Origin of the sequence: Delftia sp. WSY_16 (genome assembly GCF_043104415.1) — a bacterium.
Taxonomy (GTDB): Bacteria; Pseudomonadota; Gammaproteobacteria; order Burkholderiales; family Burkholderiaceae_C; genus Comamonas; species Comamonas tsuruhatensis.
Genome location: NZ_JBICKS010000040.1, coordinates 1,093,753 through 1,109,176 on the forward strand (window position 1 = coordinate 1,093,753; position 15,424 = coordinate 1,109,176).

Below are 15,424 nucleotides of genomic sequence, written 5' to 3' on the forward strand. Positions count from 1 at the left end.
AACGGCTCATGAATTTACGCGATATCGGCGGAAGATATTTCAAACCACGGCCAGGAATTCAATCCTCGCAATACAAAAAATCTATCCAGCCAATCGACAAGACAAATGAAACAACGCGTGTTAATCGCAAGATTAAATAGCAGAATCGAATCACATGTAATTTATTTTATAAATCGATAAATAAAATCGATTGATGAAACAAAATCAACACCCGCAACCGGTTCTGAAATGGGAACTTGTACGATCACCTCGTCGCGGCTGCCCAGGAAAAGCATGCCAGCACGCCCTCTCCAGAGGAGGAAGCGCCAACCACAATGCTCTGCAAATGTAACAAAGACGCAACAGCTTTTGTAAAGTGGAGGTTATCAAGATGCTGCTGGATATAATGCGGATCGCCTCGGAATATGCCCAGGCATGAGAAGAAGCTGTCTACACCCCATAGAACGCTCACATCATCAGTATTTATACTTACGGTGATATCTTCATCCCCCACTGCACATGCACCAACCTTGACCATTGCGTAAAGAGTTCCGGGTCGTTGTTCTTGCTGCGCAGTTTTCGACAAATAGCCGCACTTAGAAATTCTTCTATCAAGATGACTACATACCAAGAGCTGATTGCCCAGAAAAAACTGCTCGACCAGCAAATCGACGAGGCCCGCAAGCTGGAGTCCAAAGCGGCTCTGGCATCGGTGCAGGAACTGGTCCGGGAGTTTGGCTTCACGGCACAGCAGGTCTTCCCCTGGAAGCCCGATGGCAAGAAGAGCGCCCCCGCCAAGTACCAGGACCCCGAGTCCGGCAAGACCTGGACCGGCCGCGGCAAGCCGCCGAACTGGATCCTGGGCAAGGACCGCACCCTGTTCGAAATCAAGTGAGTCCCTGCCGCGCATGGGCCCGCCCGCACGGCGGCGCACATGCGCGGGCACATGCTCAGAGGTGCGTCATGCAGGCACCACCGCCGTGACCTCGATCTCCACCTTGGCCCGGTCTTCCACCAGATCCGCCACCTCCACCGCCGTCATGGCGGGGAAATGCCGCCCGATCAGTTCGCGGTAGTGCTTTCCAATGGCCGGATAGGCCGCCACGTATTCCTGCTTGTCGGTCACATACCAGGTCATGCGCACGATGTGCTCGGGCCTGGCGCCGCCTTCGGCGAGGATGGCGACGATATTGGCCAGCGCCTGCCGCACCTGTCCGGCAAAGTCGTCCGTCTCGAATTGCTGCTGGCCGTTCCAGCCAATCTGCCCGCCGACGAACACCAGCCGGGAGCCGACCGTCATTTCGGTGAGGATGCCATTGGCATAGCCTCGGGGCGCCAGCCAGTCCGGGGGTTGCAGAGTCTTCATTGCTTCATCCTGTTCTCGTTGAATCCGTAAAACCGTCCTGCGGCACCAGATAGGCCTGCAGGCGCTCGCGCAGATCGGCCGGCAGTGGCGTGGCCTTCATGCTGCGCAAATCCATGGTGACGATGGTCATGCGCGCAGACAGCCGGCGCTGGCCGTCCGGCCCCTCGAAACGCACATCGAACTGGAACGACGCCCCGCCGATGCGGCGCACCTCCAATACCTGGCGCAGCGTGTCGTGCCAGCGGCTGGGCGCCGTGAAATCGCATTGCACCGACACCGTGGGCGTGCCCACCTGGCGCTGTACATGCAGGGTGTGGAATGGCAGGCCCATTCCCCTGTCGAACCATTCCTCGACCAAGTCGTTGACCATTTCGAAATAGCGCGGGTAAAAGACGATGCCGGCCGGATCGCAATGGCGAAACAGCACCTGCACCTGGCTGACGAAGGCGGAGGCCATGGCGCGCGCTCACGGCATCTTGCGCAGCACGAAGCGCTGCAGCTTGCCGGTCTCGGTGCGCGGCAGGGCCGGCACGAAGACAATGGCGCGCGGGTACTTGTAGGGCGCAATGCTGGCCTTGACGAAGGCCTGCAGCGTGGCCGCCATGTCGTCGCCGGCCGCAAAGCCGGGCTTGAGCACCACAAAGGCCTTGACCACCTGGCCGCGCTCGTCGTCGGGTGCGCCGATCACGCCGCATTCGGCCACGGCCTCGTGGCGCAGCAGTGCGTCCTCCACCTCGGGGCCGGCGATGTTGTAGCCGGCCGAGATGATCATGTCGTCATTGCGCGCCTGGTAGAACAGATAGCCGTCGGCGTCGCGCACAAAGGTGTCGCCGGGCAGGTTCCAGCCGTTTTGCACAAAGCGCTTCTGGCGCTCGTCGGCAAGATACCGGCAGCCGGTCGGCCCCTTGATGGCCAGGCGGCCGGGCGTGCCGTCGGGCACGGGCTGCATGTCGTCATCCACCACCTGGGCCACATAGCCGGGCACGACCTTGCCGATGGCGCCCGCGCGCACCTCCTCGGGCGGGCTGGAGACAAAGACGTGGATCAGTTCGGTGCCGCCGATGCCGTCGATCATCTCGATGCCCGTGGCCTGCTTCCACAGCTGGCGCGTGGCGTCCGGCAGGGCCTCGCCGGCCGAGACGCTTTTCCTGAGTGACGACAGGTCGAAGCGCGCTGCCTGCGCCGCCATCTGCCGGTAGAAGGTGGGTGCGGTGAAGACGATGGTGGCGCGGAAATCCTGCACCAGCTGCAGCAGCCCTTCGGGCGTGAGCTTTTCGGCCAGCACGGTGCTGGCGCCCACGCGCAGCGGAAAGCACAGCAGCCCGCCCAGGCCAAAGGTGAAGGCCAGCGGCGGCGTGCCGCAGAAGATGTCGTCCGGGCCCGGCCGGATCACATGGCGCGGGAACAGGTCGCACATGGCCAGCACGTCGCGGTGGAAATGCATGCAGCCCTTGGGCGCGCCCGTGGTGCCGCTGGTGAAGGCGATCAGGCAGACATCGTCCGCCGATGTATCGCAGCAGGCGAAGGTGTCGGGCTTGGCTGCGGCCAGGGCGTCCAACGCATCGGCTGCGCCGTCGTTGAAATACAGCACGCGCGAGAGGTCCGGGCAATGGTGTTCATGGCCGGGCTGCAGGCACAGCTGCACCTCGTCCTTGAGGCGCACATCGCACAGCACGGCCTGCACCCGGGCCTTGGCGATGATCTGCTGCAGCTCCTTGGCACGCAGCAGCGGCATGGTGGGCACCGTCACCAGCCCGGCCTTGATGGCGGCCAGCCAGGAAGCGGCCATCATGGCGTTGTTGGGGCCGCGCAGCAGCAGCCGGTTGCCGGGCACCAGCTGCAGGTCTTCCACCAGCACATGGGCGATGCGGTTGGTCAGCGCCTGCAGTTCGGCATAGGTCATGGCGGCCTGGTCCGCGCCCTGCCTCCAGCGCAGGGCAACGCGCCCGCCCTGGCCGCGCGCCACCATGGCATCGACCAGTTCGGCCGCGCAGTTCAGGCGTTCGGGATAGGCCACGTCCGGCCCGTCGAGCAGGAACTCGGGCCATTGGTCGGGCGGCGGCAGATGGTCCCGGGCGAAAGTATCGATGTGGGCGGAGGCTTGCATGCGATGTTCCCTGGCTTTGCGTTGAATGGGCAGCCTGCCGCTCAGGCCTTGAGCAGCTCGCGCGCGATGATGAGTTTCTGCACCTCGGTCGCGCCCTCGTAGATGCGCAGCGCGCGGATCTCGCGGTACAGCGTCTCCACCGGCATGCCCGAGACCACGCCCGCCCCGCCGAACATCTGCAGCGCACGGTCGATCACGGCCTGGGCCGATTCAGTGGCCGTCATCTTGGCCATGGCCGCCTCGCGCGTGGTGCGCGTCTTCTTCACATCGCGCATCCAGGCGGCCCGGTAGGTCAGCAGGGCCGATGCGTCGATGGCCGTGTCCATGTCACCCAGCGCGGCCTGGGTCAGCTGCAGGTCGCCCAGGGTCTGGCCGAACATGCGGCGTGACTTGGCGCGTGCCAGGCCTTCGTCCAGCGCGCGGCGCGCAAAGCCCAGTGCGGCGGCGGCCACCGAGGCGCGGAAGATGTCCAGCGTCATCATGGCCAGCTTGAAGCCCTGCCCCGGCTCGCCCAGCCGCTGCGACACGGGTATGCGGCAGTTGTCGAAACGGATGGTGGCCAGCGGGTGCGGCGCGATCAGTTCGATGCGCTCGCCAATGGAGAAACCCGGCGTGTCCGCATCGACCACGAAGGCGCTGATGCCGCGCGCCCCCGGCGCCTCGCCCGTGCGGGCGAACACGCAGTAGAAGTCGGCAATGCCGCCGTTGGAGATCCAGGTCTTGGCGCCATTGAGCACATAGTGGTCGCCTTCGAGCCGCGCCTCGCAGGCCATGGCGGCCACGTCGGAGCCGGCATCGGGCTCGGACAGCGCAAAGGCCGCAATGGCCTCGCCACGCGCCACGCGCGGCAGGTAGCGCTGGCGCAGCGCTTCCGACCCCATGAGCGATATCGCACCGCTGCCCAGGCCCTGCATGGCAAAGGCGAAGTCGGCCAGGCCTTCATGGCGGGCCAGGGTCTCGCGCAGGATGCAGACCGCACGCGAGTCCACCTCGGGCAAGGCCCCGCCCCAGGCGCCGCCGGGGCCGGACGGCACGGCATAGCGCAGCCAGCCGGCCTGGCCCAGGGCCTTCACCAGTTGGCGGCAGGCTGCATCGGCATCGTGGTGGTCCACATCGCCCAGGGATTGGGCGCACCAGGCATCGGCCTCATGCGCCAGCGTGCGATGGGCGTCGTCGAAGAAAGGCCAGTCCAGCCAGGAGGAATCACGCATTTCAGTTTCCTTCAAAGACGGGCTTTTGCTTGGCCACGAAGGCCTCGTAGGCGCGGTGGAAGTCGCGCGTCTGCATGCAGATGGCCTGAGCCTCGGCTTCGGCCTCGATGGCCTCGTCCACGCCCATGTTCCATTCCTGGTGCAGCAGCTTCTTGGTCACGCCATGGGCAAAGGTGGGGCCGGCGGCCAGCTGGGCGGCCAGCGCGTGGGCGGCTTCGCCGATCTGCTCGGGGCTGTGCAATGCATTGAAGAAGCCCCAGGCAGCGCCCTCCTCGGCCGTCATGGCGCGGCCCGTGTACAGCAGCTCGGAGGCGCGGCCCTGGCCGATCATGCGCGGCAGCAGCGTGCAGGCGCCCATGTCGGCACCGGCCAGGCCTACGCGGGTGAAGAGAAACGCCGTGCGCGCCGCGGGCGTGCCCAGGCGCATGTCGGCCGCCAGCGCGACCATGGCGCCCGCGCCCGCGCAGATGCCGTCCACGGCCGCCACGATGGGCTGCGGGCAGGCGCGCATGGCCTTGATCAGGTCGCCCGTCATGCGCGTGAAGTCCAGCAGCTCGGGCATGCTCATCTTGGTGAGCGGGCCGATGATCTCGTGCACATCGCCGCCCGAGCAGAAATTGCCGCCCGCGCCCGTGACCACCACGGCCTTGATGTCGGTGGCATAGACCAGGGCGCGGAACAGGTCTCGCAGCTCGGCATAGGAGCCGAAGGTCAGCGGGTTCTTGCGCTCGGGCCGGTTCAGGGTGATGGTGCCGATCTTGCCGTCGGCCGATACCTGCCACACAAAGGTCCTGGCCTCGTAGCCGGCCAGGGGGCGCTTGTGGTGCTTCATGCTGTGTTCTTCGGGCTGGGTGCTCATGGTGTCTCCATCAAGAATTCAGAAAACGGGGGTGGACCGGGTTCAGCCGGTCATCACCTCGCCGCCATCGACGGCAATGGACTGGCCGTTGACCGAGGCGGACGCCGGCAGGGCCAGCCAGGCCACGGTCTCGGCCACTTCCTCGGGCTGGACCAGGCGGCCCTGCGGGTTGCGTTCGGCCAGCCTGGCGCGGGCCTCATCCGCCGTCATGCCGGTCTTGTCCACGATGTTGGCCACGGCGCCGCGCACGATGTCGGTCTCGGTGTAGCCGGGGCAGACGGCGTTCACCGTCACGCCCTTGCCTGCGGTCTCCAGCGCCAGCGAGCGCGTGAGGCCGATCACGCCATGCTTGGCCGCGCAATAGGCGCTGACATAGGCATAGCCGATCAGCCCCGCCGTGCTGGCCACATTGATGATGCGGCCCCAGCGCGCAGCCAGCATGCCCGGCAGCGCGGCCTGCATGCAGTGGAAGGTGCCTGTGAGATTGACGGCCAGCATCGCCTGCCACAGTGCGGCATCGGTGCGCTCGAACTTCTGGCTGCTGGCCTGGCCTGCGTTGTTGACCAGCACCTGCACGGGGCCGAAGGCCGCCTCGGCCTGCGCGAAGGCCTGGCGCACCGAGGCCTCGTCGGCAATATCCGCCTGCACGGACTGCACCATCTGTGCTGCCGGTGCCGTGCCGCCCAGCTCGCGCACGGCAGCCTCCAGCGCTGCACCATCGCGTCCCAGCAGCGTGACCCGCGCGCCGCGCGCCAGCAGCGCCCGCGCGCAGGCCAGGCCTATGCCGCGCGCCCCGCCCGTCACCAGGGCATGGCGCCCTTCAAGAAGATTCAAAGATATGGTCATTTCAATCACCCGTGGCGATGCGAGCCACCCGCAACCTATGAAACCGGCGCGCCACACAGCGAGGGACGCCGAGGAAGGGCCGCCCCGCACCGACGGTGTCGTCCCCCTCCCGCGAAGCGAGAGAGGGGGAAGGCGCGAAGCGACTCAGGGGGTGTAGTTTCATTTCGCGTCCAACTGCGCCATGGCGGCGGCGCGTTCGAAGTTGGTTTCCAACTGGCGCTTGCCGGGCTGGTACTGCGGCGGCCAGTCCACATCGTGGGCGCCCAGGCGTGCGGCCTCGCGCAGCGTCCAGGCGGCATCGGCCAGGTGCGGACGCGCCAGCGCGCACAGGTCGGCCCGGCCCGAGGCGATGATGGCGTTGGCATGGTCGGCCTCGAAGATGGCGCCCACGGCAATGGTCGGTATGCCGGCCTCGTTGCGCACGCGGTCGGCAAACGGCGTCTGGTACATGCGGCCGTACACCGGCTTCTGGTCGGGGCTGACCTGGCCCGAGGAGCAGTCGATCATGTCGGCGCCCGCCGCCTTGAAGCGGCGTGCGATCTCCACCGCATCGTCGGGCGTGATGCCGCCCTCCACCCAGTCATGGGCCGAGATGCGCACCGACATGGGCCGGTCCTGCGGCCAGGCTGCACGCACCGACTTGAACACCTCCAGCGGAAAGCGCAGGCGGTTGTCCAGGCTGCCGCCGTATTCGTCGTCGCGCCGGTTGGTCAGCGGCGAGATGAAGCTGGACAGCAGATAGCCGTGGGCGCAGTGCAGCTCCAGCCAGTCGAATCCCGCTGCCGCGGCGCGCCGCGTGGCGGCCACGAAGTCCTCGCGCACGCGGTCCATGTCGGCGCGGGTCATGGCGCGGGGCACTTGCGAGAGCCCCTCCAAGTACGGCAGTGCCGACGCCGACAGCAGCGGCCAGTTGCCCTGCTCCAGCGGATGGTCGATCTGCTGCCAGCCCAGTTGGGTGGAACCCTTGCGGCCCGCATGCCCCAGTTGCATACCAATGTGCGCCCCGCCCTGCGCGTGCACAAAATCAACGATGCGCCCAAAGGCCTGCGCCTGCTCGTCGTTCCACAGCCCGGGGCAGCCGGGCGTGATGCGCGCGTCGGGCGAGGTGCAGGTCATCTCCACCATCACCAGGCCCGCGCCGCCCATGGCGCGCGCGCCCAGGTGCACCAGGTGGAAGTCGCCAGGCACGCCGTCGGTGCAGGAATACATGGCCATGGGCGAGACCACGATGCGGTTCTTCAGCCGCAGGCCGCGCGCCTGGTAGGGCGTGAGCATGGGCATGGGCGGGCGGCGGCCTTCGGGCACGGTCTCGCCCGCATGCTCGGCAATCCAGCGCTCGAAGCCCTGCAGCCAGGCGGCATCGCGCAGGCGCAGGTTCTCGTGCGAGATGCGCTGCGAGCGCGTCAGCAGCGAATAGGCGAACTGCTCCGGCTCCAGGCCCGCATAGCGCTCCACGTTCTCGAACCATTCCGTGGAATTGCGCGCCGCGTTCTGGATCTTGAGCACCTCCACGCTGCGCACCTCCTCGTAGTGGCGCAGGCCGGCCTCGATGCCCCCCGCAGACCGCAGGCTGCGTGCCAGCTCGATCGCATCCTCCAGCGCCAGCTTGGTGCCCGAGCCAATCGAGAAATGCGCTGTGTGCGCCGCATCGCCCATCAGCACCACGGGCACGCTGCGCGGGCCGCGCGGCGTGTCCAGCGCATTCCAGTGCACCCAGGTATTGCAGATCACGCGCGGAAAGCGGATCCAGATGGCCGAGCCGCGCAGGTGCGTGGCATTGCTGACCAGGGCATGGCCGTCCAGCCAGGGGGCGAACAGTTTTTCGCAATAGGCAATGCCCTCTTGCTGGCTCATCTGCTCTATGCCGGCGGCCTGCCAGGTCTCCTCGGGCGTCTCCACGATGAAGGTGGACATGCCGTCTTCATAGCGGTAGGCATGGGCCTGGAACCAGCCGTGCTCGGTCTGCACGAAGGCGAAGGTGAAGGCATCGAACACCTTGGTCGTGCCCAGCCACACGAAGCGGCAGCGGCGCTGGTCGATATCGGGCCGAAAGGTATCGGCATAGCGCGTGCGCACCTGGCTGTTGATGCCGTCCGAGGCGATGACCAGGTCGGCGTCGTACTCGCGCGCCATCGCCTGGTCGTCCTGCACGAAGTTCTCGAACACCAGCTTCACGCCCACGTCCTCGCAGCGCGCCTGCAGGATGTTGAGCAGCTTCTTGCGGCCTATGCCGATGAAGCCATGGCCGCTGCTGCGCAGGCTCCGTCCCTTGAAGTGGATGTCGATATCGTCCCAGTGGTTGAAGGCGTCACCAATCGTGCGGGCCGACACCGGATCGGCCTCGCGCAGGTTGTCCATGGTGGCGTCCGAGAACACCACGCCCCAGCCAAAGGTGTCGTAGGGCCGGTTGCGCTCCACCACCGTGACCTCGTTGGCGGGGTCCTGCAGCTTCATCAGCAGGCCGAAGTACAGGCCGGCGGGACCTCCACCGATACAGACGATCTTCATACCGCAAACCCTTTTCTCGACGGGCGGCAGGCGCCCCAGGTTCAGCAACAGTGCCCAATCACTTTAGGCCTGAATAGTTTAGGTTTGAAATATATGGACAAACCGCCACCACGGACATGGGGAGAACACGGATATGCCACCGGCTCCCGTTACGATGCCCGCTCACCAGGAGACACCCGCTTGGAAAAATACCGCTTCAATGTCTTTGGCCGCATCATCGCCATCGAACGGGCAGACGCCCACTGGCGCTGCTTCAACGTGGGCGAGGACGGCAAGCGTGCCCCTGCCCTGCTGGCCATCCCCGCCGACGTGACCCACGCCGAACTGGCCCAGTACCTGTACGACATCTATCACGAGAGCGCAGCCGCATCGGACCAGGACATCTTCGAGATCACCCCCGGCACCACCATCCCCTCACCCAGGAGTCCCTCTTGACCCAGCAAACCGAAGTCCGCGAACTGAAGCCGGGCCTCACCCCCTTTCCCGCCGCCGCCGACATCTTTGTGGCCGACCAGCCCTGGCTGGCCGAGCACCTGCTGCCGCTGATCTCCATCGACCTGGGCCTGGTGCGGCCCGAACTGGCCGGCACCGTGGTCCACATGCTGTGCCCCGTCGAGCCCTTCGAGGGCTGCATAGGCGATGAGACCGAAGCCCACCACAACGCCTTCACCGCCCCCAACTGGTTTGCGCTGGAACTGACGCCCGACAACCGCTACCGCTTCCTGGGCAACGAAGGCTTCTTCCAGCGCGCGCCGCAGCATGGCGGCCAGTTCACCAAAGACGCCTACGCCTGCGAGCACACCGACGAAATGCTGGCCAGCCACGCCAAGGCCAGTGCCTACTACGCCGAGCACGGCCGCCTGGCCAGCTACTCGCGCTACGGCAAGGGCGAGCCCGTGGAGCAGGACTACCTGGACAGCCTGGGCGGCGGCATCTGGTACGGCAACTGGACCAGCCACCCGCCCATTCCCCCGGCCTTTCAGCTGGACAAGGCGGAGAACGCCGGCATGGGCGATGAACTTGAAGACGACGGCATCCGCATCACGCGCGACGGCAAGCCCTTCTTCCACGTGGCCAACGTGGCCGGCTACAACTGGTGCGCCACGGGCGCGGACAGCATCCTGCTGTTCTACGAGCCGGAAAGCCGCACGGCGCTGTTCACCTTCGACTGGACCTGAGCCGGCCGAGCAGCGCCGCTCAGACGCGGCCCTGCTCGGGCGTGACGATCAGATGCGCCAGCAGCGGGCGGATGCGATCGTCCTGGTAGTAGCCGCCGTACTCCGTGTAGCGCAGAAAGGCGGCATTGCAATGGTGGCAGCGCCAGAGCGTGCAGCGGTTGTACGGGTGCCAGCCCAGGGCGATGGGAGCATCCGGCGACCACTGGTTCGTGCCCTGTGGGTGGTATTCATCAAGCAATTCCCGTGTCTCCGGCGTGCCCAGCGCACCAACCTGCTGCAGATGCGAAGTCTTGTCCGCCCCCGACAAGGACTCCCAGCCCGACCTCCACAGCACAGCGCAGTCCGTGCATCGCTGCTGCTCGGCCGCCGCTGCGGCGAAGGCTCTCAATTCGGGTTCGGGAAGGGGGATTGAAGTTGTCATGGAACGGTGCCTTGGTTTCCATGGATTGTCCGGCAGGTTTGGGGGCGGGCTACCAGTGGAAAACATCTTGTTGTTCCACGAACCTGGCAACGCTACGGTACTCTTCACCATCGACTGGACATCACGATCAGCCATGGCCTTGCCCCGGCTAGTCGGCTGGCAGGCATGCCAGTGTCAATCCAGCGGCTCGGGGCAGCCAGCGGCGTTGCTCTCCTCCAGACAATCGAACGCCCTTTCGGCACAGGCCACCACCCTCGTCCATTCGCCAACTTGCATGTAGAAGCTGTCCGGCATGTCCGTGCCGTACGCCTCAAAGACGGCATTGATGGCATCCACCAATTGCCCCATCAGTGCTGCCTCCTGCCCATCGAGAAGAATTTCACCGATCGCCATACGAGCATCACTGCCAAGATCCGTATCGTCAAAAATAAAATGTATGGCCCAATCAAGATGGTCGTATTGAACGTCTGCAGGGAAATCATGATTCACCCAGACTTTCATTTGATAATTCAAATCCTTGAATTTCCTCAGATATCCTAGCAGCTCCATCCTCATTTCAGGATATTTCAAGCGAGGCATCTCAATATCATCCTGTCCTGCTCCCTGTCGATTGTGAGTAGCACTAGGCTCGTAGCCAAGTCCAAACCACCGTTGCTTCATCAAACGGTGCAAGACCTAATATCCCCATCGCATCACCTGCGCGTTTGTAGACAAACCTGTGCGGCGCATCTGCCAGTATGTGGGCTCGGGGATGGTCAGAAGGCAGTCGCCCCTCCCAGATGCCGGATTCGGGTGTTCTTGCTCCAGAGCGGCAAGTCAATGATCTGCGTGTAGGCGTTTCAACAGGCACTGCACTGGCTTGCTCAGGTTGCGGAATAGGCGCCGCTTCCCGCCATTCTCCAGAATGCACCAGGCTGAAAGTACTCAGCCTGTTTTGTTGATCGAAGGTGGCCACTACACCCCATGTCTGCCCTCCCTTTCCTTCGATGGGGAAGCACAGCATGGGGTGCATATGCATCACTTCGTCGGGAGAAGGACTCAACAACTGCATCAAGCTCTCTGGTTCAATGTCTCTAGGCTTGGTGTTTTGAAACCAAGGGCCCTGCCAGGAATATGCATCCAAAGTAAAACTCTGCAGCCCCCATTTCAAACTCTCTTCAGTAGCCGTTGGATTCAGACATTGCACGGCAAGTGTCAATCCATTTTCTGCAGAACTGAAATGATAAATACTTTCGCTCAGGTGTTGAAAAATAACATCTGAAGGAACATTTTCCAAATCAGGCAGGAGGAGCAGCCATTCCAGGCGACTCTGGGTACCAAGCTGCTCGGTGAGAGCTTTTGGTAAGTCAGAGATTCTTCCATTCATAAGATTGCCGTTTTCATTGGATTATGAACTAGAGAAGATAGAAAGCAATAATATTTATCAAATACTATTTAACCAACAACCAAAAACCATGTCATAGTCAATGATAATTGGATTTTTAATCGGAATAAACATATTAACCTTAATGGCTATTTTCAGAAAATTAAACCTCAATTATTCTAGACACAAATAAATCCCATCCATTAGCCAATATTTCTTCATAGCTAGGGTCTTCTGAATTCCCATCTAGATCAATAAACATGCGATTTTTTTCAGCAACTTCTTCAATTGAATTCCACGCAGCAAAGCATTCACTACAATACAAATAAAGTTTTCCCGTATCTGTATTTTTCGAGATAATTAATTTATCTTGCCTGCAATTTGGACATTCAATGGTTTCGAATATTTTCATAATTCACTCCGGATATGCCGTTATTAATTCATTTGTTCCTGGTCGAACCGATATTCTAATACTGTTTAACGGCGCCCCTGTTCCTAAGGAACCACCTTCGTGACCAACAACTCTTCCCATTGGAACGGACAATTGCCCATTTGCATCAGGCTTAAGCCCAGACTTATCAGCCAACTGCCATGCTTCGTCTGCCAATTTAACACCATCCTCATTAAATACGCCATGCTTTTCTTTTGTTAAATCATTTTTGTTGTGACGTCGGACATGGTCCTCTCTTTTCTCCCCTTTGTATTTTCCCTTTTTTGGAACTACCGCATTCCAATCTAATTGTGTTGCTTGTTTTTTTATAACAACGCCAAATTCATAGCGCGGGCGGGGAACTCCTTTCGTTGACACCGACGGCACATTTGGAAAAGGCCTCGTCCTAATCACCCCGCCACGTGCAGCAGGCACACCAGCAACGCCCGCCAAATCCAACCCCACCTGCCCCATGCTCTCCACAACAGGCTCGGGCGCACCAGCCATCCTGGCCAGCGCAGCAGGTGCGCCAAACACAGGCCCTAAAAACAGGATGCCCAAATTGTTGGCCGCTGTGCGTCGCCGCTCGTCCTCTGCAGGATCCCACGCCCTCATCTCGGGCTGCCTGGGTTTGGCCCAGTCAGGCTCATGCCCGGGCGCCCAGCAGGTGTACAGCCTGGCCTGGGTCACATTGGGCACAAGGCTGACCGCCAGGGACTCTCTGGCCCAGGGCATAGGCTTGCCCGAGTTCGGGTTGAGTCCATAGGGATTCAGTACATCACTTTTACCGGTTTCATCAGCCATGCCAAGCCCTCACCGCTTGCAGTTCATGAACACCCGGTCCAGATGCCGCGAGACGGGACGCCCTTCTGCAAACACAGTGGGGCTGCCTTCCTTCACCCAGACATGTCCCGCGCCTTCGGAAACACTGGAGCTCACACCGCTGCCAGCATCGCCCTCCACGCCTTGGACGATGCTGTCCAGCATCAGTACCGGCACCCCTCTGGCAAAGACTGTCTTGGCGTAGAGGGCAAGTTCGTGGTCGAGCGTGCGGCTGATGTCAAAGGGGATGACGTCATCTCCTACCTCGCACCAGTCGGGCTCGCTGTTGATGGCCACCCATTGGGACTCGCGATTGGCTATGTGCTTGTCAGCCATGGATGCCCTTTCATTTGCGCGGGGCCGTTTTGGCCGTGACGGTGTCCTGAACGGCCATGTCAATCCGCACCTGCTGCGTCTGCATGGCCTGGTTCATGGTCAGGCGCCATGTCATGTAAAGGCGCCTCGCATCCAAATCCAGCTCGACGGTGTCCAGATTCATGGGCTGGAGCGCAAAGGCACCTTGCGAACCTTGCCCGCTGGCGGTGATGCTCCAGCCGGGAAGGTCGCAGTACAGGGGCTTGTCTGCGGTCAGGCCCAGCACCTGGATGGATTCCTGACCTGTCCAATAAGGCTCGAAGATCCAATCGGGATGGGCGGCCTGCAAGAAGCGGGGATTGAAGTCGGCGGGGTAGTCCGCCGTCTGGTTGCGCCGCAGGTCCTCTTTCCACTTCTCGTCATAGGTTCCTGCATGACGTTTGCGGCTGCCCCAGGTACGGGCGATAGGTCCCAATGCGGGTATGGCAATGGATTTGTCTACAGCGGACAGGGGATTGGCAGCGAGCTCTATCCGGGCGGCGGGATAGTGCACCTCCTTGTCCATGCGGTGCACTGGAAGGTGGCCTCGGCCTACGGGGTTGAGGTCATGCCTGATCCAGCCATCTCCCTGCTGGTAGCTGCCGCCGTAGGCCAACTCATAGCGCAGCTCCACGTGTTCGCAAGGCTTGGGAGCACTAAGATGCCAGCCCTTGAGCAGGCTCCACTGCCAATGCCGCTCGCCATGCAGAAACATGGTTTGCTTGCGGGTTGCGCCATGGCTCTTGATGGTGACTTCTGCTGCCCAGCTACTGGCCCCAGCTGATGCGGGTCGTGCCGCTCCGCTGATCAGGAAGTCGGTGGCGATCTTGTGCAGCAGCACGTCGCCCGTTTTTTGCAAGGATGCGTATGCATCGCGGCTGAACTCACGGGGCTGGTCCGCCATGTGAATGGGCGGTACCTCACCTTGGGGAGCCGGCGCCAGGCACAGGCCTCGCTTGTCTTGCACGAGTTGGCAGGCTGCCTTGACGATGAGCACGTCATACATGCGCTTGCCCGGGCCCATTTTTTCGAAGGCGAACCATTCGAAGGGCGTGTAGTTATCCACCTGCTGCAGTTGCATGACGGCACTCAGTTCAGGTCAATCCGCTCGGAGCTGACCTGCACGTGCTCGCTTCCGTCGAGCGTGATCAGCTTGCCGTTGAGGTTGACCGTGCCATCGCTTTTCATTTCCAGCACGCTCTTACCGACCTTGAGCGTGATGCTGTCGGGCTGCATTGCGATGCTGGACTCGCTGCCTTGCGCCGCGCCGCCGGAATCAGAGGAGCCCACGATGTTCATCGCCATGCCTGGCGTTGCACCGCCACCGCCGCTCCCACCACCACCAACGGTGAGCGTGTACTTGCCGCCGACCTTGGTGTCCTTGCTCTGGCCGATGGTGGCGCTCTGGCTCATGCCCACTGTGGTCACCATCATCATGCCCACATTGAGGTTGTAGGCCATGCCGATGTTGGTCATGCGAGCCACGCCGATGTTTTCCATCTTGCCTATGCCCACGTTGTACATATTCATCAGGCCGATGGTTTCGGTCTTTATTTTTCCGACACTGATCTTCCATTGGCTGCCAATGGAGTCGGTCTCAGTCACCCCAACGGTCTTGCTGCGGTTCTTGCCGATGGAGATGTTCTCGTCGATGCCGACATCCTCGTTGCGGTTGTCCCCGATGCTGATCTTCTCGTCGTGGTCCACCCGCTCCGTGCGGTTGTTGTGCACGGTGATGGTCTCGTCGCGGTCCACGGTCTCGGTGCGGTCGCGGTGGATGACGCTGGTCTCGTCCCGGTCGATGGTCTTGCGCCGGTCGTTGCCCACCCATTTGTCCTCGTCGTTCTCGACTTCGGTGAGCTGGTCCTTTTGCGCATGCAGCCACAGCTGTTCTTGCCCGGCCTTGTCCTCGAAGCGGATGGCGTTGGCGTCGCCCGGGCCGTTCTTCATGCCCGCGCCTGCGGCACCGCCCTTGCTCGA

The 15,424-nt window shown here is 62.5% G+C and carries 17 protein-coding genes and 1 pseudogene; 3 read left to right on the forward strand and 15 right to left on the reverse strand.

The annotated features are described in order from the left end of the window. The first annotated feature begins 595 nt into the window (after positions 1-595). Positions 596-874 carry an H-NS family nucleoid-associated regulatory protein gene (locus tag ACF8O7_RS24660; RefSeq protein ID WP_016450637.1) on the forward strand — a complete coding sequence of 93 codons (279 nt, stop codon included), beginning with the start codon at positions 596-598 and terminating at the stop codon, positions 872-874. Between the two features lie 66 nt (positions 875-940). On the opposite strand, the gene ACF8O7_RS24665 is transcribed toward ACF8O7_RS24660, so the two are convergent. The 7 genes from ACF8O7_RS24665 to ACF8O7_RS24695 form a co-directional block, all read right to left on the reverse strand. After that, complete coding sequence (locus ACF8O7_RS24665; RefSeq protein ID WP_016450636.1) at positions 941-1,345, reverse strand: RidA family protein; 405 nt, start codon at positions 1,343-1,345, stop codon at positions 941-943. A gap of 4 nt (positions 1,346-1,349) precedes the next feature. After that, positions 1,350-1,802, reverse strand: coding sequence for a thioesterase family protein (locus ACF8O7_RS24670; protein WP_016450635.1), 453 nt, complete (start codon positions 1,800-1,802; stop codon positions 1,350-1,352). Between the two features lie 9 nt (positions 1,803-1,811). Then, positions 1,812-3,452: an AMP-binding protein gene (locus ACF8O7_RS24675; RefSeq protein WP_392444499.1), complete on the reverse strand. Its 1,641-nt coding sequence runs from the start codon at positions 3,450-3,452 to the stop codon at positions 1,812-1,814. A 41-nt stretch (positions 3,453-3,493) separates the two neighbouring features. Next, positions 3,494-4,663, reverse strand: a complete 1,170-nt coding sequence (locus ACF8O7_RS24680) for an acyl-CoA dehydrogenase family protein (protein WP_016450633.1) — start codon at positions 4,661-4,663, stop codon at positions 3,494-3,496. A gap of 1 nt (position 4,664) precedes the next feature. Beyond that, entirely contained in the window at positions 4,665-5,522 is an 858-nt protein-coding gene (locus ACF8O7_RS24685; RefSeq protein WP_016450632.1) for an enoyl-CoA hydratase family protein, read from the reverse strand. A gap of 42 nt (positions 5,523-5,564) precedes the next feature. After that, positions 5,565-6,368 carry an SDR family NAD(P)-dependent oxidoreductase gene (locus tag ACF8O7_RS24690; RefSeq protein ID WP_046240937.1) on the reverse strand — a complete coding sequence of 268 codons (804 nt, stop codon included), beginning with the start codon at positions 6,366-6,368 and terminating at the stop codon, positions 5,565-5,567. Between the two features lie 159 nt (positions 6,369-6,527). Further along, complete coding sequence (locus ACF8O7_RS24695; protein ID WP_126312099.1) at positions 6,528-8,876, reverse strand: bifunctional salicylyl-CoA 5-hydroxylase/oxidoreductase; 2,349 nt, start codon at positions 8,874-8,876, stop codon at positions 6,528-6,530. A gap of 180 nt (positions 8,877-9,056) precedes the next feature. On the opposite strand from ACF8O7_RS24695, the gene ACF8O7_RS24700 reads away from it, so the two are divergent. Together ACF8O7_RS24700 and ACF8O7_RS24705 are read left to right on the forward strand one after the other, a co-directional pair. Then, entirely contained in the window at positions 9,057-9,311 is a 255-nt protein-coding gene (locus ACF8O7_RS24700; protein WP_074924115.1) for a hypothetical protein, read from the forward strand. Further along, a complete protein-coding gene (locus ACF8O7_RS24705; RefSeq protein WP_126312098.1) occupies positions 9,308-10,054 on the forward strand; it encodes an enolase in 747 nt (248 codons plus the stop codon). Before ACF8O7_RS24700 ends, ACF8O7_RS24705 begins: the two co-directional genes overlap by 4 nt. 19 nt (positions 10,055-10,073) lie before the next feature. Here the strand turns inward: ACF8O7_RS24705 and ACF8O7_RS24710 are convergent, their stop codons facing one another. The 8 genes and pseudogenes from ACF8O7_RS24710 to ACF8O7_RS24745 all read right to left on the reverse strand — a co-directional run. Then, positions 10,074-10,475 (reverse strand): hypothetical protein, encoded by a 402-nt coding sequence (locus ACF8O7_RS24710; protein WP_126312097.1) that lies wholly within the window; start codon positions 10,473-10,475, stop codon positions 10,074-10,076. Between the two features lie 174 nt (positions 10,476-10,649). Continuing rightward, a complete protein-coding gene (locus ACF8O7_RS24715) occupies positions 10,650-11,054 on the reverse strand; it encodes a hypothetical protein (RefSeq protein ID WP_126312096.1) in 405 nt (134 codons plus the stop codon). 43 nt (positions 11,055-11,097) lie between these two features. Continuing rightward, positions 11,098-11,841, reverse strand: coding sequence for a hypothetical protein (locus ACF8O7_RS24720; RefSeq protein WP_126312095.1), 744 nt, complete (start codon positions 11,839-11,841; stop codon positions 11,098-11,100). A 160-nt stretch (positions 11,842-12,001) separates the two neighbouring features. Next, complete coding sequence (locus tag ACF8O7_RS24725; protein ID WP_126312094.1) at positions 12,002-12,250, reverse strand: hypothetical protein; 249 nt, start codon at positions 12,248-12,250, stop codon at positions 12,002-12,004. A 3-nt stretch (positions 12,251-12,253) separates the two neighbouring features. Continuing rightward, a complete protein-coding gene (locus tag ACF8O7_RS24730) occupies positions 12,254-13,072 on the reverse strand; it encodes a hypothetical protein (protein ID WP_126312093.1) in 819 nt (272 codons plus the stop codon). Positions 13,073-13,081: 9 nt separating this feature from the next. Continuing rightward, positions 13,082-13,426, reverse strand: a complete 345-nt coding sequence (locus ACF8O7_RS24735) for a PAAR-like domain-containing protein (protein WP_096916715.1) — start codon at positions 13,424-13,426, stop codon at positions 13,082-13,084. A gap of 10 nt (positions 13,427-13,436) precedes the next feature. After that, positions 13,437-14,525 carry a DUF2169 domain-containing protein gene (locus ACF8O7_RS24740; RefSeq protein WP_126312092.1) on the reverse strand — a complete coding sequence of 363 codons (1,089 nt, stop codon included), beginning with the start codon at positions 14,523-14,525 and terminating at the stop codon, positions 13,437-13,439. Between the two features lie 8 nt (positions 14,526-14,533). Next, positions 14,534-15,424 (reverse strand): annotated as a pseudogene (locus tag ACF8O7_RS24745) (type VI secretion system tip protein VgrG); the annotation flags it as partial.

What these genes read in the sequence shown, in the direction of transcription:
- ACF8O7_RS24670 (WP_016450635.1), bottom strand. Translation starts at nt 1,802, where the DNA reads ATGGCCTCCGCCTTCGTCAGCCAGGTGCAGGTGCTGTTTCGCCATTGC.
- ACF8O7_RS24680 (WP_016450633.1), bottom strand. Translation starts at nt 4,663, where the DNA reads ATGCGTGATTCCTCCTGGCTGGACTGGCCTTTCTTCGACGACGCCCAT.
- ACF8O7_RS24675 (WP_392444499.1), bottom strand. Translation starts at nt 3,452, where the DNA reads ATGCAAGCCTCCGCCCACATCGATACTTTCGCCCGGGACCATCTGCCG.
- ACF8O7_RS24660 (WP_016450637.1), top strand. Translation starts at nt 596, where the DNA reads ATGACTACATACCAAGAGCTGATTGCCCAGAAAAAACTGCTCGACCAG.
- ACF8O7_RS24695 (WP_126312099.1), bottom strand. Translation starts at nt 8,876, where the DNA reads ATGAAGATCGTCTGTATCGGTGGAGGTCCCGCCGGCCTGTACTTCGGC.
- ACF8O7_RS24735 (WP_096916715.1), bottom strand. Translation starts at nt 13,426, where the DNA reads ATGGCTGACAAGCACATAGCCAATCGCGAGTCCCAATGGGTGGCCATC.
- ACF8O7_RS24720 (WP_126312095.1), bottom strand. Translation starts at nt 11,841, where the DNA reads ATGAATGGAAGAATCTCTGACTTACCAAAAGCTCTCACCGAGCAGCTT.
- ACF8O7_RS24710 (WP_126312097.1), bottom strand. Translation starts at nt 10,475, where the DNA reads ATGACAACTTCAATCCCCCTTCCCGAACCCGAATTGAGAGCCTTCGCC.
- ACF8O7_RS24685 (WP_016450632.1), bottom strand. Translation starts at nt 5,522, where the DNA reads ATGAGCACCCAGCCCGAAGAACACAGCATGAAGCACCACAAGCGCCCC.
- ACF8O7_RS24690 (WP_046240937.1), bottom strand. Translation starts at nt 6,368, where the DNA reads ATGACCATATCTTTGAATCTTCTTGAAGGGCGCCATGCCCTGGTGACG.
- ACF8O7_RS24715 (WP_126312096.1), bottom strand. Translation starts at nt 11,054, where the DNA reads ATGCCTCGCTTGAAATATCCTGAAATGAGGATGGAGCTGCTAGGATAT.
- ACF8O7_RS24730 (WP_126312093.1), bottom strand. Translation starts at nt 13,072, where the DNA reads ATGGCTGATGAAACCGGTAAAAGTGATGTACTGAATCCCTATGGACTC.
- ACF8O7_RS24740 (WP_126312092.1), bottom strand. Translation starts at nt 14,525, where the DNA reads ATGCAACTGCAGCAGGTGGATAACTACACGCCCTTCGAATGGTTCGCC.
- ACF8O7_RS24725 (WP_126312094.1), bottom strand. Translation starts at nt 12,250, where the DNA reads ATGAAAATATTCGAAACCATTGAATGTCCAAATTGCAGGCAAGATAAA.
- ACF8O7_RS24665 (WP_016450636.1), bottom strand. Translation starts at nt 1,345, where the DNA reads ATGAAGACTCTGCAACCCCCGGACTGGCTGGCGCCCCGAGGCTATGCC.